At 58.2% G+C, this 24,283-nt stretch carries 16 protein-coding genes and 1 riboswitch; of the genes, 11 read left to right on the top strand and 5 right to left on the bottom strand.

Annotated elements, in window-relative coordinates; all coding sequences use genetic code 11:
* The first annotated feature begins 39 nt into the window (after positions 1-39).
* The 4 genes from LGM42_RS12735 to LGM42_RS12720 all read left to right on the top strand — a co-directional run bounded on the left by LGM42_RS12735 (position 40) and on the right by LGM42_RS12720 (position 5,997).
* Positions 40-375, top strand: a complete 336-nt coding sequence (locus LGM42_RS12735) for a hypothetical protein (RefSeq protein WP_226232345.1) — start codon at positions 40-42, stop codon at positions 373-375.
* Between the two features lie 341 nt (positions 376-716).
* Positions 717-1,679: a DUF1837 domain-containing protein gene (locus tag LGM42_RS12730; protein ID WP_226232344.1), complete on the top strand. Its 963-nt coding sequence runs from the start codon at positions 717-719 to the stop codon at positions 1,677-1,679.
* Positions 1,676-4,303 carry a DEAD/DEAH box helicase gene (locus LGM42_RS12725; protein ID WP_226232343.1) on the top strand — a complete coding sequence of 876 codons (2,628 nt, stop codon included), beginning with the start codon at positions 1,676-1,678 and terminating at the stop codon, positions 4,301-4,303. The genes LGM42_RS12730 and LGM42_RS12725 overlap by 4 nt, the downstream gene beginning before the upstream one ends.
* Positions 4,304-4,551: 248 nt before the next feature.
* A complete protein-coding gene (locus LGM42_RS12720) occupies positions 4,552-5,997 on the top strand; it encodes a hypothetical protein (RefSeq protein WP_226232342.1) in 1,446 nt (481 codons plus the stop codon).
* Between the two features lie 90 nt (positions 5,998-6,087).
* On the opposite strand, the gene LGM42_RS12715 is transcribed toward LGM42_RS12720, so the two are convergent.
* Positions 6,088-7,227: a PIN domain-containing protein gene (locus tag LGM42_RS12715; RefSeq protein WP_226232341.1), complete on the bottom strand. Its 1,140-nt coding sequence runs from the start codon at positions 7,225-7,227 to the stop codon at positions 6,088-6,090.
* A 527-nt stretch (positions 7,228-7,754) separates the two neighbouring features.
* Between LGM42_RS12715 and LGM42_RS12710 the strand changes: the two genes are divergently transcribed.
* Positions 7,755-8,504: a DUF5131 family protein gene (locus LGM42_RS12710; protein WP_226232340.1), complete on the top strand. Its 750-nt coding sequence runs from the start codon at positions 7,755-7,757 to the stop codon at positions 8,502-8,504.
* Here the strand turns inward: LGM42_RS12710 and LGM42_RS12705 are convergent.
* Positions 8,497-9,762: a three-Cys-motif partner protein TcmP gene (locus tag LGM42_RS12705; protein ID WP_226232339.1), complete on the bottom strand. Its 1,266-nt coding sequence runs from the start codon at positions 9,760-9,762 to the stop codon at positions 8,497-8,499. The two genes, LGM42_RS12710 and LGM42_RS12705, sit on opposite strands and share 8 nt — an antisense overlap.
* Before the next feature lie 119 nt (positions 9,763-9,881).
* Between LGM42_RS12705 and tcmP the strand changes: the two genes are divergently transcribed.
* The 4 genes from tcmP (at position 9,882) to LGM42_RS12685 (ending at position 15,705) form a co-directional block, all read left to right on the top strand.
* Positions 9,882-10,721 (top strand): three-Cys-motif partner protein TcmP, encoded by an 840-nt coding sequence (gene tcmP, locus LGM42_RS12700; protein ID WP_226232338.1) that lies wholly within the window; start codon positions 9,882-9,884, stop codon positions 10,719-10,721.
* Positions 10,722-11,140: 419 nt separating this feature from the next.
* Positions 11,141-12,319, top strand: coding sequence for a hypothetical protein (locus LGM42_RS12695; protein WP_226232337.1), 1,179 nt, complete (start codon positions 11,141-11,143; stop codon positions 12,317-12,319).
* Positions 12,316-14,553, top strand: coding sequence for a hypothetical protein (locus tag LGM42_RS12690; RefSeq protein ID WP_226232336.1), 2,238 nt, complete (start codon positions 12,316-12,318; stop codon positions 14,551-14,553). Before LGM42_RS12695 ends, LGM42_RS12690 begins: the two co-directional genes overlap by 4 nt.
* A 540-nt stretch (positions 14,554-15,093) precedes the next feature.
* A complete protein-coding gene (locus LGM42_RS12685) occupies positions 15,094-15,705 on the top strand; it encodes a hypothetical protein (RefSeq protein ID WP_226232335.1) in 612 nt (203 codons plus the stop codon).
* 131 nt (positions 15,706-15,836) lie between these two features.
* Here the strand turns inward: LGM42_RS12685 and LGM42_RS12680 are convergent.
* Positions 15,837-16,948 (bottom strand): IS3 family transposase gene (locus LGM42_RS12680; RefSeq protein WP_089465892.1). Its coding sequence is split into 2 segments (ribosomal slippage): positions 15,837-16,699 and positions 16,699-16,948, totalling 1,113 coding nucleotides; the frame shifts between segments, so codons are not numbered across the junction.
* A gap of 300 nt (positions 16,949-17,248) precedes the next feature.
* Between LGM42_RS12680 and LGM42_RS12675 the strand changes: the two genes are divergently transcribed.
* Complete coding sequence (locus LGM42_RS12675; RefSeq protein WP_226232334.1) at positions 17,249-18,637, top strand: PD-(D/E)XK nuclease family protein; 1,389 nt, start codon at positions 17,249-17,251, stop codon at positions 18,635-18,637.
* A gap of 433 nt (positions 18,638-19,070) precedes the next feature.
* On the opposite strand, the gene LGM42_RS12670 is transcribed toward LGM42_RS12675, so the two are convergent.
* Entirely contained in the window at positions 19,071-19,427 is a 357-nt protein-coding gene (locus LGM42_RS12670) for a hypothetical protein (protein ID WP_155644586.1), read from the bottom strand.
* Between the two features lie 42 nt (positions 19,428-19,469).
* Positions 19,470-19,572, bottom strand: a riboswitch (SAM-I-IV-variant riboswitch).
* Positions 19,573-19,723: 151 nt separating this feature from the next.
* Entirely contained in the window at positions 19,724-20,536 is an 813-nt protein-coding gene (locus LGM42_RS12665; protein ID WP_226232333.1) for a hypothetical protein, read from the bottom strand.
* Positions 20,537-21,350: 814 nt separating this feature from the next.
* On the opposite strand from LGM42_RS12665, the gene LGM42_RS12660 reads away from it, so the two are divergent.
* Positions 21,351-24,113: a type VI secretion system Vgr family protein gene (locus LGM42_RS12660; RefSeq protein WP_226232332.1), complete on the top strand. Its 2,763-nt coding sequence runs from the start codon at positions 21,351-21,353 to the stop codon at positions 24,111-24,113.
* Positions 24,114-24,283: the final 170 nt, after the last annotated feature.

Below are 24,283 nucleotides of genomic sequence, written 5' to 3'. Positions count from 1 at the left end.
AGACTCAACGGAACGATTTTCCACCACCAGGAGTCTGCGATGCCCATTTGGAAACCACGCCCTGCTTCCGAACTGCCGAGGATTCCGTTATCCCGGTGGCGCATACTCGAAATTCAGGATGGCAGCCGGTATTTTGTCGGTTTGAATATGTTCGACTTATCGGGGCGCGTCAGTTCATCGATAGTTACGTTCGACCCCGTCACCCTGCAGGGTACGACTCAAACGGGCCGAATTTATGAGCTGGTCGGCAGGCATGGCTCGTCATTGAACGTCGAATACGTCTGGACGAGGTGGTGCGAACTGTACGAGGTGACATCGTACGTCGACGTCACCGAACGTCTGCTTGCTGGAACTGATATCGGCAATCGAGCATGAGCGCGAGATGACGATGGAGTTAGTTTAATCGCAGGTTTTCGACCGTAGCCGCGCAAAATTCATGGTCCAATTGGAAGGAGAGGATATATACGTCGATGACCTTGGAGCTAGGTTGCTCGCGTTAGCGCAGTCGGTTGTGACAAGCACCATTCGATAGACGCGAGGGTGCGCTTGCTTACGATGTACGGCCCGCTCGACTGTTCATTCGTTTACTTAACAAAACCATTAAAATAGCACGTAATATATTGGGCGCCAGGGCCATCGCCCTATGGTGATTGGCGGAGAAACTATAGTGCTGACTAGAACGACTGAAGGTCGTAGTAGCGAACCGGGGAACGCAAATGACGAAGGCAAATAATAGCTTTGCCGCGTTGCTGGACCCGATTCATGGCGTCGACAACGTCCTGAAGGAAGTGACAGCAACGCCGCCGCTTGAACATCCACGACTTCTTTTCGTTCGGATGCAGGAGCACATTCCGCAAGTCGATGCGCTTGCGGAGTTGCTCGTTGACCAGCTCGTCAATTACGTCATCCCCCTTCGCAAACGGAGAGAGGCCTTCGCCCAGAGTAGCAACTCGGCGACGGGCGGCGATATGGCAGCGGTATCGCGGCTTCGCCGTGAGGCCAAACGACTCCTGGTCATGTACAACCAGAAGCACCCCGGACGCTACGGCGAAGTTGGCGAGCTCATTGCCTACGTTGTCGCGGTGCGATACCTCGGCGCTGCGCAACTCGGCGCCAAGATGGCACTCAAGACGTCTTCCGAAATGCCGGTGCATGGGGTGGATGGATTGCATGGTAGCCAGGCGGACGACGGGTCCGTTCTCTTCTACCTCCTGGAGTCCAAGCTAATCCCGAGCGCAACCGATGCGTCCCGGGAAATGGTCGATTCCATCGCGGAGCATCAGGCAGACCGCGGGCGGATGCTGAACGAACTTCGACTGGTTAGCGACTTGTCCAACCTGGACTCCTTAGAGGGAGATGCACGCGAGGCGGCAAAGTCGTTCTTTAACTCCTACACTGGTGACGGCAGCCATCTCCGACGTCGCGACATCCACGTCGGCAGTCTCGTGTTCAGCGAAAGCGCCTTCGAGAAAAAGCTGCCTCGCGACCTGAAAAAGCCGCCAGAGATTCATGAGCAACATCTGGAGAAGCTGTATGCAGCCAAACACAAGGCGTTCAGCAAGAACCTGAAAAAGCAAGCCGACGCGAAAGGCGTTGACCTTGGCGGCTGCATCGTTTTTTTGGTCGCTATACCTGATGTAAATGAATTCAAGCGAATCTTCGCCGAGTTGAACACATGAGCACATTCGCCACCGAAGTTGCGATTGAAATCCGGCAGGAGCCGGGCTTCTGGAGCGACCTTGCCGAACTTCGTGCGGTCGGCATCCGGTCGACGGTCCTACAGGAAAATCAACAGGTTCGGGTTGAAGGGCCCGTTCTTGCCGAAAAGGCCCTGGCGCGCCTGCTCAATACCGCGAGTGTGTTCGCATCCGCAACTGACGAAGAGAGTAAGGAGCTGGCTCAGCAGATTGCAGTGTTCGCCAGCTTGACCTCGGGCGATGACATCGTTCGCGAAGCAAGCATCCGCATTCTTTCCGACCTCGGCAACTTCCCCGGTCTCCGTAAGCTGGAGCGCGAGCATCCTGTCGACCTCGGCTTCGAAACCCACATGCGCAGTGGATTGCTTCGAGAGCTCAACACAGTCGACATGGCCGGCGCGCGGGTCCCGCTAACGGAGTACCAGCTCGACCTCTGGCGAAGCTTGGACTCGTCCGCTGCTACAGCTGTCTCCGCGCCGACCTCGTCTGGAAAGTCTTTCGTCGTGCTCGAGCACCTGTCCGAGCGCGCGATTGCTGCCGAGCGGTTTGGCGCAATCTATATTGCACCGACACGAGCGTTACTGACCGAAATACACGGCAAACTGGAAAAGCGCCTGTCGAGCATTTCCGATTCCATCCGAATCACGACCATTCCGGTGCCCGACCCAGAGAGCCGGCCGAAGCAGATTTACGTGCTCACGCAGGAAAGAGCGCAGTTTCTTCTGTCGACGGTGGCCGTTTCCGGTCTCATTGACCTTGTCATTTCCGACGAGGCACAGTCCCTCGGTGATGACAGCCGCGGCATGATTTTGCAGGACACGCTTGAGAAATTGCGCGAGTCGAATCCCGCTGCACGCTTCCTGTTTTTGGCGCCGGGGGCATCCGGCCTGCAGCTCATTGGCGACAGCATCGGGCTGCCCGACATCAACGTGAAGGAAACCACTCTTTCGCCGGTGGTGCAGAACCGTATCAGCGTCGGATTTTCGGACCTGGACGAGCACGTAGTGCGTCTCGACCTGGTCACGCCGAAGAGGTTTGAGCCAATTGGAACGTACCACTTCCGGCGGGGGTTTGCGTTAGGCGACGATACGAAGCTCGCAGCGGTCGCGCTTGAGCTGGGTGCCTCTGGCCGGTCCTTGGTTTACGCCACCGGAGCAAAGAACGCGGAAGATTTGACGGCACTGCTCGCACTCAATCGCCAACCCGGAACCTCGAAGGGGTTATCGGACCTAGCGAAATTCATCGAGCAACATATCCACAAGCAATACTCCCTTGCGACTTACGTTCGGCAAGGCGTCGCATTCCACTATGGGAACATGCCTAGCCTCTTGCGTGAGGGGATTGAGGCGGCGTTCAAGCGCGGTGAGTTGGATTACCTCTGCTGCACGACAACCCTGTTTCAGGGAGTGAATCTCCCTGCGCGAAACGTCTTCATTGATACACCGACTCGCGGTAAGGGCGCGGCGCTCGATGAAGCTTCGCTCTGGAACTTCGCCGGTCGTGCCGGCCGTCTTGGCGAGGAAGTAGTAGGCAACGTGTTTCTCGTAAACTACGAGAACTGGGAAACGAAGCCACTGACCGAGCGCAAGCCGTTCGCAATGCAGGCAGCGTTCAAGCAGACAGTCGAGGGGGATTTTGATGCGGTAGTTGAGCTACTCCAGGCAGCCGTCGACAAGGCTCCCATACTTGAGCGCGACCGCGCGTCTGGGGACCGGATTACCGCAGCTGCAGGTCTCATCCTGTTTCGTTCGTCACAGAAGACATTAGACGGTTTACTGGGTCGCCGCGGTCTCTCGCTGACTACCGAGCAAAAAGACACCCTCACTGAGCTGGCCGAGCAGGCGCTTGCGAGTCTTGAGCTACCGGCTTCGGTTTTGACTACGAGCTGGATGCTCGACCCAGTCGCGCTCGCAGGCCTTCTGCAGCGGATTCGTGAACTCGTGCGCCATCGCGACTTCTCGAAACTGATGCCTTCGAATCCTTCGGGCGACTCGTACACGGTGTACAACTCAATCATCCGCAGGCTCTACAAGTATCTGGGAGGCATGAACCTTTCCGGAGAAGAAGGGAGAAGACAGCGCGGCTACGTTAGCCACGTGACCGTTACGGCCTTGAAGTGGATGCGAGGCGAACCGCTGACGCAATTGGTCGCTGAAGCTGTGAAGTATAAGAAGACGGTTGCGCAGCAAACGAACAAACGGCCGCTCACGCAGGCGGCTATCGATGGCGCCATCCGCGACATGTTCACGCTTATCGAGCAAACAATTCGATTCAAACTTGTCCAGTGGGCGAAGGCCTACGTCGACCTGCTGAAGTACGCTCTTGCCCAAGAGGGGCTCGATGAAATGGTTACCCAGGTCTACGACTTCTCGTTGGCTCTTGAACTGGGAGTGTCGACGCGTACCGGTCGTTCGCTGGTCGAGTTTGGTTTGTCACGTATCACAGCTGCGGCAATGGCGTCGCTGATTACGGATTCGTCGTTGAGCTCGGACCAGGTTCGGGGCTGGTTCTTGCAGCAACCAGCGTCGCTGATACAGCAACTATCACCATTGGTGGTAGCTGAATTACGTGAACGTGGTCTCGTCGTAATCGAATATTCAGCTTGAGATTGAAAGGCTGCCAAGCCTCTCGCCGCATCTAAGCTTGGGAGCTGAGACTGAGCGTTGCGCGTTGGGCAGGCGCCTGTCGACGCGCGGCCGGCGCGCTGCTCGCCATGGGATGCGATACCTGCGGCCGACGCAATGGCCAGCGTCCCCGCTGTCTCGCCGCCTGTTATTGTTGCAGAATCGAGGCACGCATTTGCGTAGGCCTCGAGTGAGGCGATGAGCAAGTGCGAAACCAGGAGGCATCTTTCATGGTCGGTTCGAGCATCAAGCTCCCGGCAGTTTCCTTCGAGACGATAAGGACGCTGATTCCAGCTGTTCTGCACGAAGTCAAATCGTACAACCTTCCACGCGTGTGCACGCAGCTGGGAATTCAGCCGTCCGTTGGACCCGGCGACGAAACAGAGGCGCACGCCAGCAAAAGGTCATACGTCAGCACGAGAATCTCCGATTTGAGCGAAGACGCGCTCGTCGAGCTCGCGCGCAAGGTGCTCCTCAAATATCCGGATGAGAGCTTGATGGAAGCGCTCGTCGAGTTGACGGTGCATAGTCAGCACCGCGTGAGCAAGCTTGTTCGCGGCGACGTCCTCAAAGTTCTGAATCGGTTTGATACGCTGTTCGGGGATGCTCCGGTCCTGGAAAGCCTGGCGGAAGTTTTTGGCGCTGCGGCGCTACGCGAAGGTGGGTCGTTGTGGCTGGATAACTCCAGCTTGGAGGCTCAGATAGACCAGCACTATCTTCGCAACCCTGACTGGACCAGTGAGGAGATGCTCATTGAGTGCGGTGCGTTGACGTGCTCTCAGTTTCGCTTCTTCTCTTTACTCGAAAAGCTTGTCCATCCGATGACCCGTCGTGATGTCGAACAGGCTGAGCTAGTCAGTGCCATCAGAGACGCGTTGAAACGAGACGGCTTCACTCTGAAGCAAACTGCCGTGGAATCGGGATATGCGATTTACGGCGTCGTCCGCATTCAGGCTGGCGTCGCCGGGACGATGAAGAATCTGATTTTCGCATCGACAGGCGAGAAACCGGAGCTCGTGTTTCGCGACGCACTGAACAATGACGTCGAAATCACAAAGCATGCAGACAAGGTGCTCGTCTACGACCGGCCGCTTCCCAGCTCGGGCATGCTGCTGTGGAGCGACCTCCGTGACTGGTACGCCGACATTCATGGCGTAGACAAAACTGAAGGCTCGAGGATTTTGTACGCGCGTTTGCGCGATTCCGTCATCGGCACCAACTCGGCCGGCGAGTACGCGATTTTTCACGGCTACTACAAACGCTTCAGCAAACTTCTCGACGAGCGACTGCCGGCTCTGATTCCGCAGGTCTACCTGCACTACGACCCGTACACGCGCCGTGAGCGAGGCGATGAGAAATTCTTGGCGCGGCAGCGCATGGACTTCCTTCTCATGCTTGAGCAAGGCGTCCGCATTGTTATTGAGATAGATGGGCGCCATCACTACGCGGTGAGAGACCCGAGCGCTCCCGAGCGCTACATCGCGAACGCACAACTCTATGCCGAGATGGCAATGGAAGACCGGCGGCTTCGGTTGATGGGCTACGAGGTATATCGCTTCGGCGGATACGAATTCCGTGACGTGGCCCTTGGAGAGAAACCGCAGGTCGGTCCCGACGCGCAGCGCCGCGTTGCCGATTTTTTCGACCGACTGCTCGCCCGGCACGGAATCCGATAGGTGGCGCGCATGGAATGGCTACCGATGCTACCGGCGCTCGCGAGGCGAGCCCGGGCGAATCTTCCAGTAGCGTATAAATCTAGTCCCGGGTCAGGAGTCGTAATCTGGGCCAACCTCTCCGAAGTCAACCTCTATTGTCGTCGGAACGACTTCGATTTGGACGAGTTCCGGCTCGCCGTGTTCGAAATCTTCGAAGGTATATAACACCTCGACGTTCACGCTAAGGTTGGTCTCAGCACGGCCGTTACCGATGCGCACCATGTCTCTGTCGATACCGTCTCTCACAGAAAATGAGAAGACGCCATCTACATCAAGGTCGACTTTAACGTTGCCTTGTACCGTTAGAACATCGTCGACATAACCAATCGGCTTAAGAACCGGAATTCCCTCTGCCACTTCAAGACTCGCCGCATTTACGCACTCGCCCTCAATCTCAGCATCGAAATAGAAAGCCGAGGATGCCTCGGGAATAAGGTTGAAGTATTGGATGTTTTCCGAAATATGCTCGGTAAGTTCCGCAACGAAATTCTGATACAAGCCTTGCCCGATGCGATGAGCAACCAAGTCCGTTAGCTGACGCGTATGGGCGTTTCGCTCTTGAACAAGCGTTAGGGCATTACCAAGGTCGTCGATTGCCGCAAGGCGCTCCGCAGTCCCGCAGTACGTTTGACATCCTTGGTCCTTCGTGACGAATAGGATTGACGTCTGTTCCCTGGTAGCCCATGACTCTAGCGATAGAAGCACAATCGCATCTGGGAACTCGCTTTTCTTGTCTTTAGTAGATTCGAAGGGTGCTTTCGGCTCAAAATATGAAGATATGAGTTTGTCGACATCGAGATTTTCCCGGACGCCTATACGCTCGGCCTTGCACCGTTCAAGGAACGCCGTAAGTCTAGTTTCTGCTTTGCTCTTAAAGTCCGCGTTGCCAACAATCTCTTCGTAAAGCTGATGCCGCCTCTCCTCCGGGAGCGCCCAGTAGTTGACTGATTCTGCGAGTCCTTTCTGTAGCGCGGAGCGCGCCTCTTCAGTCTTCTTTGCCAGATGCTTGCGAAGCTCCTTCAGGGTCATTTCAGAGAAAACCAATCGAAACCCGGATGCGGCCAGACTCTCCAGCTGTTTCAGTTGTCCATGTTCGAGACGCAATCCAGAAGCGTCAAAGATACAAGTGTCTACAGAAATCGCTCTAATTGTTCCATCAAGAATGCTTGCTCGAATGTCGTCAGGGTTCATTTCTACGTATGAAACAAGAGGAAAACTGGTAGTTTATGCCAGCAGCCGAGCGAAATCGCTATGACGTCACGCCGCAAGCTTCTGCTCGTAGTAAGGCCGGTCCTTGTCATCGAGGATGGATACCTCGATTGTCTCCGCCGTCGAAGGGGCCGAAATAATCCGCTCCTTCGTGAAGGCTCAAATATCGCCAGGACATGTCCAGTGAGACGTGGGGCGGCTATTTTGCGACCACGGCGCCACAGCCCCCAAGTTCCCACCACACACTCGTTCCCCCGGCTGCCCGCGCCAACCCGACACATAGCGCGCGCCTATTCGGCTTCCCCCAGCATCGCATTTATCTATATGCTGTATGAATATACAGCACAATCTCCTATACTTCCGTAGCCCTTGACCGAGACGCTTGGTTCTTTCTCTCGTTTGTCTCATATCAGCATCGAGAAAGTCGCGACCACATGACGAAAGTATGGCTATTTCGTAGTAGCCGCAGGAAGCCCGATAAAATCGCAACCTAATTGAGAGGTCGAACAATGAGCGGTGGGCAAAGCAAGATTGAGTGGACGGAACGCACGTGGAACCCAACCGTGGGTTGCACGAAAATCTCCAAGGGCTGCAAGAACTGCTACGCCGAAGGCATGGCAAGGCGTCTGCACGCCATGGGCACCCCGGGCTATGAGAACGGCTTCAAACTGACCATTCTGCCGAGTCGCTTGGACGAGCCGTTGAAGCGCAAGAGTCCGACAGTGTATTTCGTCAATTCGATGTCCGACTTGTTCCACCGCTCGGTTCCTGATGCCTACATCACGCAGGTATTCGACGCGATTCGGGCGTGCCCTCAGCACACGTTCCAGATTCTCACGAAGCGCGCTGAGCGCCTCGCGAGCTACTGCAGCCGTCGTGATATTCCGGCAAACGCCTGGCTCGGTGTGACCGTGGAGGACCGCCGGTATGGGGTACCTCGCATCGATGAGCTGCGCGCGGTGCAAGGCGGTGTGCGCTTTCTGTCCGTCGAGCCGCTGCTTGAGGACCTCGGAACACTGAATCTCGAGAACATCGACTGGGTCATCGTCGGCGGAGAATCCGGTGCGAAGGCGCGCCCGATGCTCGAAGAGTGGGTGCAGAACGTAAAGGTCCAGTGCGAGGAGCAAGGCGTGAAGTTCTTCTTCAAGCAGTGGGGTACATGGGGCAGCGATGGCGTACGTCGCTCCAAGGGCGCAAATGGGCGGCTCCTCGAAGGACGCACCTGGGACGATATGCCCGACCACGTGCGGCTTACGTGAAGAAGTTTCGCTGCGGTGAGTATTCGACGATGTCGGAGGGCTTGTAGTGCTTTGACGGCCGTCGCACTCTGTCGTCTTTATTCGACACCACAATACTTCCTGAGGCGTGCAAGCCCTGGATAACCATTTGCAGCCGAGTTTCGTCTGCGATAGTGTTGGAAATGTGGTCGGTGAGCAGTTGCCGAACGGTGAGCGGCTGCTGCCGGCCTGACAGAACGCGGCCGAGGTCTTCCTTCAATGTCTCGATGCAGAGCTCTGCCCCACCAGCATCGAAGAGGATAGACTGACCGGTATATTGCTCGTCCCGTTTCGGGTCGTAGCCCAGCATGAAGAGTCCCGGCTCAAGCTCGTGCCCGAACTCGCTCGAGTGCGCCCAGTGCAGCGACTTCATTACGTCGTGGGCCTTGTATTGCTGCGACAAGTGCACGAGCCAGTAGCTCCACGGATTGGCCGAGTCGGGCCGAACAAAGAACAGCGTCATGTACGGTGCACCTGTTTCGGCTTTGATGCCATGCGCGACGTAACGTTGGAGCGCCACTCGTCCAGACTCTGCCTTAATTTGCCCCAGTTGTTCCCACGGGATGTACTGCTCAATCCCGATGCCGCGCACAGCCTTCCGATTTGCCTCTCTGTCGCTGATGTAAGTGAGGAGCGAGTCGACGTTGAAAGTCATGATGACTTCTGCGTTCGGCAGTTCGGTCATCAGCCACCGAAGCTTGTCCATCGGAACGGCGTTGTAGCTGTACTGGTCGAGCAGAAAAATCGCCCGGCCTCCGCCTCGGCGTGCTTTGATGCGCTCGACGATTCTCGGCAGCTCGCCGAGAAATCCACCGTTCAGCACTTTCGACCGCTCGAAGTCCTGTTGCGCGATGGCACCCTCCGCTCGCCGCCTTTCCAAGTGCTGACACAGAAACTCTGCAGATTCCCTCTTTTTTTCCACGAAGAAAAACTCAGTGTCCACTTCGCGCAGCGTGCGCCGACCGACATTGAGGGCGGCTCGCGCCAGGTGCGCCCCCCGCATCATGAGCAGAGGCGTGCCATCAACTGATTTGGCCTGTTCGTTGAGGTATTCCCCACCGCCGGCAAACCCGTCGACCAACGTCAAAGTTAGTTTGGGCATGGTCGGCAAACTCATCAGGGTTTCGATGTATTGCTGAACATACTCCTCGACAATCGCGTGCTTAACGGCGCTGTGCTGGTCAAGAAGCGGCGGCGGATGTCCGACCTGCCAGAAATACTTGTCTTCTGTCTTTGCCATTCCTGGTGTAATGCGGGGCTCTTGGTCTCTCGAAAGATTATCAGGTTTTAGTAGATATTTTGAAATAACGGCATACTATTTGACATCCCCATTGAGCCCTCAAAATACGGGACACAAGCATGGTCAAAAAAAATGACGACGAGATTGTCATCGACCCGGCTGATGGTCTGCCGGTCATGAAGGTTGGTCCTTGGTCGGAAGACAAACGTGTGGCGCTGTCCCGTTATGTCGACGCCGCCCGAAAAGCTCGCGCAAAATGGCCATATGCCTCGTTTATCGACCTTTTTTCGGGGCCAGGACGAGTCATGAACCGTGAATCGGGGGTTATCTCTGATGGCGGCGTGTTATCTGCCTGGCGTATGTCGGAACGCGGTGGAGCGCCGTTCAACGAGATATACATCGCCGATGCTGATGCTGAAAGCGTGGAGGCTTGTAGCTCGCGACTTCGCGCCGCAGGCGCCAAAGTGCAGGCATGCGCGGGCACCGCATCCAAGACCGTTGACTGGGTGCTCGAGACGCTTCCGAGGGGATTACATTTCGCCTTCCTCGACCCATTCAACATCGAGCACTTGGACTTCGAGATTATCCGCAAGCTTGCCGCTCGGCCGAACATCGACCTCTTGATTCACTTCAGCGTAATGGACGTTCAGCGAAACATCGGTGTCGACTTCAATCTGGCCAGTTCAAGATTGGATGCGGCCGCGCCGGGTTGGCGCAACAATTTGCGGCTGAAAGAGGTTCCCAAGCGCGAACAAGTCAGCGTGTATCTTGAGTATTGGGAATCGCTCGTCACGGACCTGACTAAGATGCAGGTTGCCCAGTCCAAGCCGCTATTCGTCAACATGAACAAGGGGCCGCTATATCGCCTCATCCATCTTGCCCGTCATCCGCTCGCTACGAAGCTTTGGAATGACGCTGCGTTGCCGACCTCGCGCCAGCAATCGCTGCCTGGAATGTAATTACTGGGCGTACGGATGCTATCGTTCGCCGTGGCTTGGACGAGACCGACGCTAGAGGATTCCACAGTGGAGCCCTGACGGCACAGTCGTCCAACCTGTGGTCGGGTTTCAGGTGCCCCGCATCGACAGACGGGGCGCTGGGGTTCGCGTACTACTACTGGAAGCGGGCAAACGGGTCCGGAAATGCACCCGCATCGCCTCGCCAGCCCTCGGTAGGCAACCTGTTGAAGCGAAGGCTAGAATGGCGTTTCGCTGACCGGCCCGAGGGAGCCGAAAGACATGCTCTCAACGGCCATGGCCGTTCTACCGCCTTCCTAAGTCCGCTATGCTCGTGTCATCGGACTGGCGGCGAAGGCTGCATTCTTCTACCAGCCGACGGCTGTCAGCACCCTGAACCCTGAGCGTTCTACATTTTCTCTATGATTTCGTTCCAGCAGACCGTCAGCCTCCGCGAGATTGAAGCCGCGTACGATGAAGCGGTCCGCGATTCGATTTTGCGGATTCCACTCTCCCTTCGGTATGGCGGTGCAGTTGGCGTCCCATCGGCGCTGATGCAATACGTCGCGACCTGGTCGCGCCTGCAGGCGAATTCCGCGCTTCGACTGTACGGAAACGCCGATAGCAATCCGATGGAAGCCCTGGCGCAAGAACCTCACGGGCTGGTGTCCACGTATTTCGCAGGCTCGGTCGAAGTGCCGGGACGTGAAGACCCATTATCGACACGGGAAGCACTGTCGTTTGGCGTCGGCAGAATCCAGGCCATGCAGGAGAGTCAGTTCCGCGACACGATGCGCGGCAGAGGGGTCTTCCTCTGTTGCTTCGCGCGGGCAAAGAACGAATATCTCCTTCCGCTTTATAGCCGACCGCATCCCGGTGGGTTGCGCTCGCGAGCGGACTTTGTCTCGCTCACCTCAAAGATAATCAGTGCATGCGCGCCTGCGGCGGAATGGAAGGTTTCCGAGCAAGATAACACCGCGATTGGAACATTGATTTACGAGTTGTTCAAGAACACGGATGAGCACGCCACCGTCGACGAGGAGGGGAAACCGTATGTAAGAAACGTACGGGCGCTCATGGCGAAGTTCATTTCCTATGACCGAGATGCTCAACACGAGCAGGTGGTCTCCGACGACGCGGTATTTGGCGAATACCTCGCAGAGCATACTGCGGCTCACGCTGCGGCGGCGCCCGGCGGGGATTCCCCTCTCCAACGCACGTCATTTTTAGAGTTGACGGTGCTTGACACCGGGCCCGGTCTCGTCCGGCGCTGGATGTCACGATACGGTGCGCCGCCCAAAGGAGCTCTTTCCATTGACGAAGAGGTCGACATCGTTAAGCGCTGCTTCGCTCTGCACGCGACAACGAAGGACACGAATGCGAGCGGTGGTGGGCTTACCTACGTACTCAAGACACTGAGCGAGTTGAACGCATATCTTCGACTCCGCACGGGACGGATTTGCCTCGTCCAGGATTTTTCGAACACACCCACTGGCGCATTCGAGCCAACGCATTGGCTTGAAGACCAGAGAGAGCTGAGCCACACCGCAGGCGCGTCGTACTCCATTGTTATTCCCATGACGACGGCGGTGTCGCGATGAAAGGCTTTTTTGCGTTTGATTGGGTACTCGAAAGCAGTTCGCCGGTCCGAAACTTCCATTTCCTCTTCAAACCCCCTGGCACATTCAACGTAGCGAACTTGGCCGATGCCATTGAGGTCGGCTTGCAAGGCATCAATCCGCCGGACGTGGTCGCCATCATCTGCGAGACAGAGGAAGCCGCTGAGGTCAAGAAGGCGTTCGAGCAATCGCTGCTCGTCCAGGCTTCGAACCGTACGTCAAACAAAGTTTGTCTTTGTATCTGCTCATTTGGCCACGACGGGACCATCAAGCACGTGGATGCGCTCACTAACCCGGTTGCCGACCTTGAACAGTTGTTCCGCGGACAGACCGCGGCCATCCGCAACGCGGGTCTCAAAAAACTGTTTTCGGCCAAGCACGTCTCCGTCGTTGCGCCGCCGGGCTTCACCTTCGTCAAACCGTCTCAAAAGCGCTCGACGCACTTCTTGCGTGCCGAAGAAGCGTTGACCGAAGTTGAGGGAGTCCAGTTCCTCGCATTCGCTCTGCTCGAAAAGCTCTGCAATCGCGCCATGAAAGTTGGGGCGAAACTCGATGTGATTTTCGTCGACACGATGGGAATTGCTGCGGTGGCCTACGCGCTGCGTGAGATGTACTGCACCTTGTTCGGCGTTGCAAAGCCTCGCGTAGTCACATTCCATTCGCACGAAGGAATAGATAAAATCGACGCGCCGCTTCATGGCACGTCGTTCGCGCTCATCTCGGCATCATCGTCGATGAATCTGGAGCGAGACTGGAAACAGAAGGTGAAATGCGATGCAACCGAGGTCGTCACGCTTCTGACGCTGGCCGACGCGAAGGACGCCACGGATGCTCTCTTTGCACTTCCGGCTCCGGCAAACCTTGATGAGAGACCGCACCATAAACACCTGAAGGACCTGCCAATCGTCGGCGAGCGCTTCGCTCCAGAGGACTTGTTGCCGAAGTCCGTCCTGCTCCGAAAGAAGCAACATCGGCTGCAAGATGTCTCTGATTTCTGTAAGGCCTACGGTCTAAACGGCGCGCTCGCTGTTCAAGCTCGCGGCCCGATTCCAACCTCCAAAGTCCGCCCCATTTATCTCGATGGGCGGAAGCTGATGGGTAACCCCGGCTTTAGGAATTTTGCCGACAAGCTGGTGAGTCAGCAGACCCCCGCATCGGTAAGCGCCATCGTCTATCAAGATGATGAAGCGTCGCTCGAGATTGCGGAATACTGTGCTGCGAGGCTGCGGGAGGTCATGCATCGAGCGACTCCGCTCACTCTGGTAAGCGATGCCGAAATCGAGTCTGGTGACGCCAAGCTGGATGGTAAGGCCGCGATTTTGGTCGTTGCAGCGGTGGTCGGGCGTGGCACGCGCCTGCTTTCAATAAGCCGTGACTTACGCGACGTCCACTCGGGCGCGCGCACCTACTTCATTGGGGCCCAGATTACGGAGACCGCAGCCCAGCTCTCCGCACTTCCGATGAATCTGGAACACTCGGCGACAGGAGCCGAAATCAAAATCAAGCGATTTGCGGGCATCGCCGTTGGACAAGGTATCGACGAGTCGTTTCAGGAAGAGTTACAGGCGCTGCGAGACATCCAATGGCAGTTGGGTGCCCATTTCGCTGCGCGCCTCGAGCGCCTCGCTGGCTCCGCGGACGGCTTGGGGAACGCGGTCTTCATGCCGCTCGACGATAACCTCGTTAAGGATATGCGACTCCGCCCTGATTTCGCGTACTGGGACGGCTTCTACGAGGAGGAGCAAGACACAAACGCTGCCGTTCTGGCGACGGCCGGCGCGCTTCTCCAGAATGCCAGAGAGGGGAAAAAATTTACGAGTGAAAGTGACCGGCTCGCCACCGACGCATTCCAGCAGGTCATCCTCAATCCAGAAAACTTTACACGGTACAACGATGGCGCCATCCAGGCAGCACTCTTGCGCTGCGCGCGACCCAGCGAGTTGGACTACTCGCGAGAAGCGAGCGCCAGCCAGTTCATGCTGGACCTGCTAGCCAACATCTTCGAACAGCACAACCGGCGACAAGGCGAGGCAGCATGTGAGTTTGCGTTCGCGCTGTACACACGCAAATTGCGCCTCCAGCAGCAGCACCTTGATGACCTGAAGGCTAGAATTCAGCCGAAGCTGGAAGGCACCACCCACAAGCTTCGCCTGCTACGCATGCTGTTTGGATTCGACGTGATGCCGGCAAGCGAGACCCTTCCCGACGACTTTTGAACGAGGTATTGTCGGTCGCATCGTGATGTACCGATGAGCGTTTACGAATTCAAGCCACCACGGGCAAGTGGTGCGAAGAGCTACCGGGGTGACGTGGAGATGAAAGCACTCGAGAAAGAATGGAAGGGCCCACCAGGTCAAACGGACGGCCCTATTCAGAATTGGGAACCCATCAAAGGACTGCTTCCGTACGGAAGCAGTTGGGTTGCGGCAGTCGACGGTCCAGACAAGACGCATCGAGAAAGAGGCCATAGACTGTCTTCGGCGACCATCGAAACCATCCGGAGCTTGTGGCTCTGTTCATGTGAAACGTCAGAACCGGATTCGAAGCCGGTAGACAGTTGTCACGCTGGCCACTTTCACTGTTATCGAACGAGCCTTCGTGGAAAAGGTGAGGCGGTCTTCAGGGCTTGGCGCCAGCAAAACGGTGGTTCGCCTGTTTGGTCGTGCTCGAGTTTGAGGGAAGCCGGCCATCGATACTCCTGGACACGCCACCCCGCAGGAAGCTTTGAGCAGTTAGGCGCCGCGCTTCAATGCGCCATGAGAAGCCGAGATGAACTCCTGACGAACGTAGTTTGCCGAAAAATTCTTGATTGGGGCGGCGTGCGCGACCGAGAAGACGCGGCGCGCATCGACTGGCTCGACGAGCGAACTCGGCGCGGAAATTTGATTTCAAGCATCCAATCTGCAACGCGCGCTCTGCGCGCATCATCGACGACACCTCTCGACGGTCTGTTCGCTCGGGACGACATCCCAATGACGTCCGGAACCACAAAAATCTTTGCCGCCGCAGCATTAGATTTTTCTGCAGGCTGGGGCACACCAACCCAAGATGTGCTGATTTTCGACGGGCGAGTTACCGCGGCTCTCGGACTTATCGCGCGCCGCGTTTCTCATCATGTTCCGAAAGCATTTCGATTCCCTGCCAGTCGAGAGTCAAAACGACGACGCGACCCGTCTTGCGCCCATCTCACTTTCCCCAACTTGCACTCAATAAGCAATCTCCAGCGCGCGCAATTCGCGAGATTAGGAGCGCGTTGCATCGAACAGGTTGTTGGGAAATCTGATTTCCTTCTAGCTGAGAAGGCCCTGTTCATGGTTGGCTACGACGTCAGAAACCGCTGCGACGGCGAGCCAAGGTCGAGCTCATAACCGAGTGGCTCCTTGGGACGCGAACGCAATCGCAGTCTTCATCACTTCATTGCCCTTTTTCTTGAGCGAGCGTCCGCCTCCGAGTGGCTCGCCCAAAAGAGTGCTGACCTGCCTGATTTCTTCGGGCCATTTCAATCTTGGAGAACGGCCTCGGTTGCTTCAGTTGAACAATACCGCTGCTTGAACTCGTTGGGCGTCAGATAGGCCAGGCTCGAATGCGGCCGGATGGCATTGTAGTGACGCCGCCACTGCTCGATCACAACCTTCGCTTCCGTGCGCGTTCGAAACCATTCAAGGCTCAGGCATTCATCTCGGAACTTGCCGTTGAAGCTCTCGTCCGCGCCGTTCTGCCAAGGTTTGCCGGGATCGCTGAGCGCCATGTCCATGCCGTTTTGTGCCGCCCACTTCAGGATGGCCCGCGATACGAACTCCGGGCCGTTGTCCGAACGCAAGTAACGAGGCGCACCATGAAGGCTGACCAGTTGGGACAGAACTTCGATGACACGTCCGGAACGAATCGATCCGGCCACGTCGATTGCCAGGCATTCACGCGTGTACTCATCGATCACCGTCAGACACTTCAGCTGCTGGCCGTTGGCGCACGCGTCGAATACGAAGTCGTACGCCCAGACGTGTCGTGCCGTCGTCGCTGGCTGCGGCCGAGGGCGATGGACCGACACGCGTCGACGAGGTCGCTTGCGCGGCACCTGCAACCCGGCAAGACGCCACAGCCGCCAGGCCCGGTCGGCGCTCATCGGGTGACCCTGCCGCTCCAGAAAGATCTGAATACGGCGGTAACCATAACGCGGATATTGCGCCGACAGGATGCTCATCGCTGCCAGCACCGGCGCGTCCCGCACGGCCAGCGTCGATTCGTAATGCAGCGCCGATCGGGCAACCGACATCAGCGCGCACGCACGTCGCTCCGACAGGCCACGTGCCTTCGCGTACGTGACCTGCAGGCGTCTGGCGGGCGCGCTCACCACTTTTTTGCGTTGATCTCTCTCATCACGTCCAGCTCGAGATCTCGCTCGGCGAGCATCTTCTTCAGCCGCGCATTCTCTTGCTCGAGCTGCTTGAGCCGCTTCACGTCGGCAGCTTCCAGCCCGCCGAAATGCTGCCGCCAGTTGTAAATGGTCTGCTCGCTAATCCCATGCTTCTTCGCAACCTCAGCGACCGGCGCCTTGTCCGCCTCGCGCAGGATGGTCACCATCTGTTCTTCGGTAAACCGACTCTTCTTCATGACTTCCCTTTCTCCGTTGGAAGCCATTCTCTCAAGTTTCAACTGGTCCGAAAATTCCAGGGCAGGTCAGTGCGACCTACCCAGAACACCCACGTCCTCGCCCATGTCAGGGCGGGCTGACAAAGGCACTCCGACACGGCGCCGTAGCTACCGGAGGCATCGCGGCTACCGCAACCGACATGGGGTTTGTCCGTTGCTTCAGAATGTAAACAAAGCAGTCAGCATCGACCCCGCTGCGCCGGTCGCAACATCAGCGCGCCGGCAAAAAATTGCAGCGACAGACCTCGGGATTCTAACCAGATGAAAGCCAGCAAGACAGAGTCGTATTCGCACGAGGATTTCCAGAAGTTCGTCGGCGACCCCAACACCGGGCGTGCCATTGAGGCGCTGAAAAGGGCGAATGATGTTTTCGACATCCTAACGCCTTCAGAGACCCAGCATTCGCAGATGTTGCAGTGGCTGCTCAATCCGCGTGAGGGCCATGGGCAAGGTGACGCCATCCTCAAGGACTTCCTCATCGCGGCTTGGAAGTCCATGCAGAAATCCGACATCATCGGTAGCGCACGAAGCAGTAAGTTCTTCGCCGAGTGGACGCCCGCGCGCATCAACATGTCTGGCTTTCACGGCGCCGTGGTCCTGCGCGAGTTTTCCATCACTGAGTTTCTACGGCTCGACATCCTGATTCTCGACCCCCAAAACCGGGCGCTAATCGTCGTCGAGAACAAGTACAAGTCAATTCACAACGACCGGCAGTTGGCAGCGTATCGCAGCGCCGTGATTGAGATGTGCCGTAACGGGGCTTTCAAGGGATGGTCCGTCGCCTTAGTCGCTCTCGACAAGGGACGCTCAATCGGAGTTGAAAGTGATGAGTGGAAACATTGGGTCTATCTTGACTATAGCTGGCTCGAAAGTAGCGCTAAGCGGGCCGAGGCGCAAATGCAACGAGGCAATCACTCAGCGAGCCTTGTGATTTCATATTGCCAGCGTCAACTTGACGATTACGAGTCGCCGGCCGAAAAGCACTTGGACGAGATGCTTTCGAAGCTCATACATCAGCATGGCCCGGTACTTGACCGGCTCGTTGAGCTGAACCGGGAAGCACTTGGCAACGGCAAACGGCTCCCGCAAGACGGCGGCCAGAGCCCGGATAATCAGATGTGGCTGTTTGCGCAGCACTATCCGGAACTCATCAAAAAGGTGGGGAGGTTGCGCCGTCTCTCGTATCTGAAGGCCGAATTGGCGAAGGAGTTTCCAAACGAGGAATTCCGATTCTATGCAAACGACAATGTCATCGACATCTTCAACAAGCAGTGGGACAAGTTCGTCGAAGAGGATGACAAGGGCATCACTTGGTGGCCTATCTTCGTTCGCGCGCGGCGCGTTGATGCCAGTTCCGCCGAGCGGGGCCGAAAGACGAAGGAAGGTGAAAGCGCCGAAGTAGCCGAAGCCCGCGACGACACCAAGAGAAAGTATCGCGTGTTGACGATGTACGACCAATACCACCTTGCCAAGCAGTACGCGGAAGGCGTCCATAACGCATTGATGGCGGGCTATGCCGACTCCATCGACGGACGAAATATCAATGCAGCAACGCGACGATTCGATGTCGCTATCTATGACGAACACTCGCTCGTGCGAGAGCTGGGTAAGCGCTATTGGAAGCTCAAGGACATCCTCGCCGACTGTTGACCTTCCAGTCTGGTCGTCGAAGTCACCATTTTTTTGTACGGCAACGGCACGCTATCGAGTAGCAAAAGCGACAGCAGCACTCAGCACATCATCGCCCCTTCCCTGAGCGAGCGCCCGAAGCGAGCTGTCCGTCGCCAGGAAAAGAGGTCATATATAAGAAAATCCTCCAGATGGTGGATTTTCCTTTTGACCGCAACGGAACCGCATACATATCGAGGCTCTCTGCGAGGCCGGCCGTAACCGAAACTATTGGAAAAACGAGGGTACCGATACTCAAGACGTGCACGCAAACACCGACCGGCTTGGGTGTGACCGGGCAAGCCAAGGAAGCCGTTGATTTTTCAAAGAAATCTGCGTTAAACCAGAACTGATGGCGACGTGCAACTAAAACTAATGCAACTCAGCAGATGAAGCCACGACTCGCACGCATCGTCTAATGGCCGCTCTTCGACCCATGTCCGGCGGCCGCCGCCCCCACCCGAACGAAATGATGCTCGACCCTCGTCCGGAGCACGCCATCGAGCGCCGCAAGCCGTTCACGCAGCCGAACCGCTTGCCCTTCCGTCATCTCGCCGAGCACGATCTTCTGCTCGAGCACGTCGCCACAGCGGGTGATGGCCCACCGGTCGACCGTCGCCGTTTCACCTTCGAGTACGGCAGCCGCGGTCGAAACAATGCCCGGATTCCGTCTCGAAACGAGATGAACCGTATGCGTCAACGTGAAACCGGGAAGAAAACGCGACCAGTCTTCACAGACCGTCGGATGGGAAGCGGAGGAAACTTGGCTCATGGTTGCTCCGGATGAATGGTTATCGAACCGGTGCCAGCCATGCTGCTCCCGTTTCGTTGCCGTCAATCGGCCGCATCGCCTCGAGGGCGTCCACCTTGCCCGGGAGGGCAGGTTGGCGTCGGAAACCCGACTCTGGATGCTTGAATTCTCACGTTCGACATTCCGAACGTGGTTCCATTATACCGAAAACCCGGCGTTGAACAAGCGGCCCCCGAACGCGCCGCTTCGGCCGGATGGCTCCGCTGATCCGGCCCTTCCCTATCCGGGCGCCTGCATGACCGGCCCGCCGGAAACCGCTACTTCGACAACCGCAGCTTCTTCGACACCACGACGCCGCTCGACGGACTCACCAGCCAGATATCGCGGAGATCCATGTGCAACGTGGAGATTCTCGTCGAAATGTCCGTCGGCTCCTCGATACTCGGATCGGCGTGTTCGGTTTGTTCGGTCAGGTAAGGCCGAACCAGGCGCCCGGAAAAAACGAGTGCGAAGTCGCCTTGCGTCCGCGCGTACTCGGCGGCCGAAAGCCGCATGCGGCTCCTGACCGTGGTCTTTTTGCCTTGTCCGGCGTCGAGTTCGATGATGTCGACGTGCTGGATGTACCCTTTTGCCTTCGCTTCCGGCGCAATCACGAGCCCGCGCCCTCGCGGCCCCGTCGTCACCCTTCTGAGCAGGATGCCTGCCCGGCCGTCGCGCTCCGCATCGAACAGGTCGACATCCAGCGTCAGCAGGTGCGGCCGTGACCGGTATCTCAGCCCGTACCGCACCGGCACCACGAATGTCACGTCACGATCCAGACCGACGGCCGCCAGGTCGGGATCCGGGCCGTGCCGGCCGGCGGCGCCGGAGACCGCGCCGCGAATCCGGTCACGCAACGAAGGGGGGAGCGTATCGACGTGCAGCTTCTGCAACGCTTCCCGGATGGCAACCGGGTCGTCGCCGACGATCGGTCGTGCCGCGGACGTGCCGTGATCGACAGCCGCCGCGACGTGCGTCGCGGCGCCGCCAGCCTCCACTTGTGCATGCGCCGCGACTGGCGCCAGCATTGTCGTCACGGCGACGATGCACGCGAAGCGTGAACAGCCCAATTTGAATCTCCGGTGAAACACGACGAACTCCCGAACGCGTCCAGATCAATCAACGACGAGCACTATAGGATGGAATGATCGGCCACGCATCCGCCATTTGAAACTGGCCGATGCCGGCACGCGTTGCCACAGATTCATTGTCGGCCCGGCGGCACGTCAATGGGCAACACTACCGTGTTGCCTTGGCGACAACAACCGACGCAAAGCGCGCGGCGGCGCCCGTCGAGCATCCGCAAACGCATCCCGCGCCATCGCCTGACTCGCGAAACACGTTCGGATCCGGCACGCCATTCACGCGCGCATTCGCGCCGCGACTCGCCCACCGATAGCCCGGCGACGCATCCCCGCATCGCCCGCTTCGACAACCGGTAGTGAAGCGCGGCGCTGATCAAATCATCCTGCATTTTCAACATTCGATCGACGGGTGGGCATATCGCGCGCCAGAGCGCAAGCCCGCTCGCATCGATCTCAAAGACATGACATGTCGCTGCTCACATTGAGTCGGGACAATTCCGATTTTTCAAACTCCCACTCAATCATGTCCGGACAAAAAATCCTTACTTCAGCGATATTGGAAAACGAGTCGAGACAAATACCAATCCCGAATAGTCGAATCGATATATTCTCATTCAAACAAAATCCCCGCCCAAGCCAAACAAACATTAACCATTGTTTCAAAAGAACTTATTTTCCATCTCAAAATAAAAATATCAGTTAAAGATAGAAATAGCTTGCTATTCTTCGCACCGAAATCCCAAAGACCATCGCCTTGTCACCCTGAGAGGCGGATTCGAACCCATCCGAATCCGGAACAAAAAATAACGAGATTGTCGTTATGTCGATTGCAGCAACTTTGCGAAACTTTGCGTCGGGTCTGGTCGACCGGAACAAGCGACCGGTCGCTCTTCATTTCGGTCAGGCGCAACGCGCAGTCGGTCATCTGCTGGCGCTCCATCACGCCGATATCCGCGAGGGGCTCATGTCGGGCATCGAAGGGCAATTGACCTGCGTATCCACCTACGATCATCTGCCGCCTGCGCTGTTTCTCGGTTTGCCCGTATCGGTCCGGCTGACGACCGATCGAGGCGACATCCGGGCCATCAACGCAATCGTGCACGAAGTGCGGGCCGGTCAATCCGACGGCGAACTGACCGTCTATCAGTTGCATGTATGCGACGCCCTGTCGCTGATGGATCGTCGCACGAACGCGCGCCTGTTCCGCTCGCGCAGCGTGCCGGACATTCTGGCGACGCTGATGAACGAGTGGAAACAGCGCAGCCCCGCGCTCGCGCGAGCGTTCGATTTCGACCTGTCGACCTTGCGGGCCGATCGCTATCCGGCACGCGAGCTGACGCGGCAGGTCAACGAATCCGACGCACGCTTCATCCGGCGCCTGCTGCGCCGGGAAGGCATCACGGTCTTTGCGAAGGCCGCCCCGGTCGACGGCAGACGCGGCGTGACCGACGAGCGGCCGATTCACACGCTCGTGTTCTGCGACGATCCGCATCGTCTTCCGGACGCGCCGGCGGGCACCGTACGCCTTCACTCGCGCGACGCCGGCGTCGAGCAACGCGACACCGTGACGCTCTTCGCGTACGACCAGCGTCTGTCCGCGGGCAAGGTCCGCCGCCCGTCGTGGGATTACAAGACCGCGCGCGTGGACGATTTCGAGGCCTTCACCGACATCGATCAGGGCGAGTCGGGGAACGATCTCGCGCGTTTGCTGACCGACGTCGCGATCGACATCCCGCACGTCGGCGACTCGTGGAACGATCACGCACGCATCGCGCACGACCGGATGCTGGCCCATCAGTTCGAAGCCGCGCGCTTCGAAGGCATCGGCACCGTGCGCGACATGCTGGTCGGATACGGATTCACGCTCGCGGGCGACCCTGACCTGGATATGAAGTCGATCGATCGCCGTCGGTTCGTCGTCACGTCGATTCGACACGTCATCTGGAACAACCTGCCGAAAGACCTGTCGGGACGCGCAAGCGGGCTGTTCTCGGCAAGCCGCAACCTGACGCCAACCGTTCCGCCGCCCGATGCATCGGGACAAACGGACACGCGCTACGAAAACAGCTTCACGTGCGTGCAACGCGGTGTACCGCTCAAGCCCGCCTACGATCCGACGATCGACATGCCGCCGGTTCACCTGCTGACCGGCACGATCGTCGGCACGCAGGGCGAGCAGGTGTTTTGCGACAAGGCCGGCCGCGTGCGTGTGCAGCTTCACGGTCTCGATCCGGCGGACCACGCTCATACGCAAGGCGCCGGTACGAACGGCCTGGCCGGCGACAGCGCGCCGATTCGCGTCGCGGCGAGTCTCGCGGGCGAATGCTTCGGCGCGCTGTTCCTGCCGCGCGTCGGCATGGAGGTCCTGCTGGGGAGCCTGTCGGGCGATCCGGACCGTCTGGTGATCATCGGCGTGTTGAGCAACGGTGCGAACCCGCCGGCGACCTTCAGCGATACCGGCGCGCTTCCAGGCAATCGCTACGTGTCCGGCATCAAGACGCGGGAAATCCGGGGTCGCCGGCACAACCAGCTTCGCCTCGACGACACGCCGTCGCAGATCTCCGCGCAGTTGGCAAGCGAACATGCGCACACGCAGTTGAATCTCGGCTACCTGACGCAGCCGCGCATCGACGGCTACGGGGACGATCGTGGCGAAGGCGCGGAGCTGCGCACCGACGCCGCCGCGGCGTTGCGCGCCGCCCAAGGCATGCTGTTGACGACCTATGCGCGTTCGCACGCAACCGGCGGTCAGCTCGATCGCGACGAGCTGATCCATTTGCTCAATCAATGCACGGCGCTGTTCAAGTCGCTCGGCGATCATGCCGGCCGGCATGGCGGGCATTCCCCCGACACGGCCGGCCAGGACACCCTCGCCGATGCGTTCCGTCACTGGAAACCCGGCAGTTCCGAATCCGGCGCTACCGGCGACGCCCGCGCATTCATGGCGTTCGGCGCGCAAGCGGGTTCGCTGAACGTCACGCCGAAAACGCACGTCACGTATGCGGGCGAGAACATCGATCAGATCGCACAGCAACACGTGCAAATCACGAGCGGCGAGCGAATCAATCTGCATGCCGGGCATGGCGTCGCGATGTTCGCGCACGGCAATGGCGTATCGGCGATCGCGCATCAGGGGAAAGTGGCCATTCAATCGCAGCACGACGACACGCAAATCGAGTCCGGCAAAAGCATTCAGTTGACCGCGGCCGGCGGCAAGCTTGCCGGCACGGCGAGCGACGAAGTCGTATTCGTCACGGCGGGCGGCGCGTATCTGAAGCTGCATGGGAGCGATATCGAACTCGGATGCCCCGGCAAGTTCACCGTGAAATCCAACGGTCACGCGTGGGACGGCCCCGCCAGCATGAGCGCCGATCTGCCGGCCTTCGATCGACATACGCTCGGCCGCGTCCCGAAGCTGATCCGCCCCACGGACGGCAACGCGGCGCCGGGGTTCGAAGGGCAGGTTCGAAAGGCTTCGGGAACGCTGTCGAATTTGACGACCGACACGGCCGGGGAACTGCCGGCGGTCGACACCGACCGGTTCGAGAGGCTGGCGGTGCAGTTCACCAAGAAGAATGTTTAACGAAAGCGCAGGATTCCGGATGAATCAGTCATCTCTCGATCCTCGACCGGAAGAGGACATCCGCACCAACGAGCACGCCGCGAAGGCCGACGTGCGCGACGCGGCCGCGGCGCGCCCGGGGGCGCCGCAGATCGTCGGCGGGCGGCCCGCCCGCGGTGCGGGGTGGACGC

Source organism: Burkholderia sp. AU39826, assembly GCF_020419965.1.
Classification (GTDB): Bacteria; Pseudomonadota; Gammaproteobacteria; order Burkholderiales; family Burkholderiaceae; genus Burkholderia; species Burkholderia semiarida.
This window is presented reverse-complemented; position numbering and strand designations above follow the sequence as displayed.

Bases quoted from the DNA above. Each gene is read 5' to 3' on its own strand.
- LGM42_RS12725 (WP_226232343.1), top strand. From the start codon at position 1,676: ATGAGCACATTCGCCACCGAAGTTGCGATTGAAATCCGGCAGGAGCCG.
- LGM42_RS12675 (WP_226232334.1), top strand. From the start codon at position 17,249: ATGAAAGCCAGCAAGACAGAGTCGTATTCGCACGAGGATTTCCAGAAG.
- LGM42_RS12715 (WP_226232341.1), bottom strand. From the start codon at position 7,227: ATGAACCCTGACGACATTCGAGCAAGCATTCTTGATGGAACAATTAGA.
- LGM42_RS12695 (WP_226232337.1), top strand. From the start codon at position 11,141: ATGATTTCGTTCCAGCAGACCGTCAGCCTCCGCGAGATTGAAGCCGCG.
- LGM42_RS12705 (WP_226232339.1), bottom strand. From the start codon at position 9,762: ATGGCAAAGACAGAAGACAAGTATTTCTGGCAGGTCGGACATCCGCCG.
- LGM42_RS12735 (WP_226232345.1), top strand. From the start codon at position 40: ATGCCCATTTGGAAACCACGCCCTGCTTCCGAACTGCCGAGGATTCCG.
- LGM42_RS12670 (WP_155644586.1), bottom strand. From the start codon at position 19,427: ATGAGCCAAGTTTCCTCCGCTTCCCATCCGACGGTCTGTGAAGACTGG.
- LGM42_RS12730 (WP_226232344.1), top strand. From the start codon at position 717: ATGACGAAGGCAAATAATAGCTTTGCCGCGTTGCTGGACCCGATTCAT.
- LGM42_RS12660 (WP_226232332.1), top strand. From the start codon at position 21,351: ATGTCGATTGCAGCAACTTTGCGAAACTTTGCGTCGGGTCTGGTCGAC.
- LGM42_RS12710 (WP_226232340.1), top strand. From the start codon at position 7,755: ATGAGCGGTGGGCAAAGCAAGATTGAGTGGACGGAACGCACGTGGAAC.
- LGM42_RS12720 (WP_226232342.1), top strand. From the start codon at position 4,552: ATGGTCGGTTCGAGCATCAAGCTCCCGGCAGTTTCCTTCGAGACGATA.
- tcmP (WP_226232338.1), top strand. From the start codon at position 9,882: ATGGTCAAAAAAAATGACGACGAGATTGTCATCGACCCGGCTGATGGT.
- LGM42_RS12685 (WP_226232335.1), top strand. From the start codon at position 15,094: ATGAGAAGCCGAGATGAACTCCTGACGAACGTAGTTTGCCGAAAAATT.
- LGM42_RS12690 (WP_226232336.1), top strand. From the start codon at position 12,316: ATGAAAGGCTTTTTTGCGTTTGATTGGGTACTCGAAAGCAGTTCGCCG.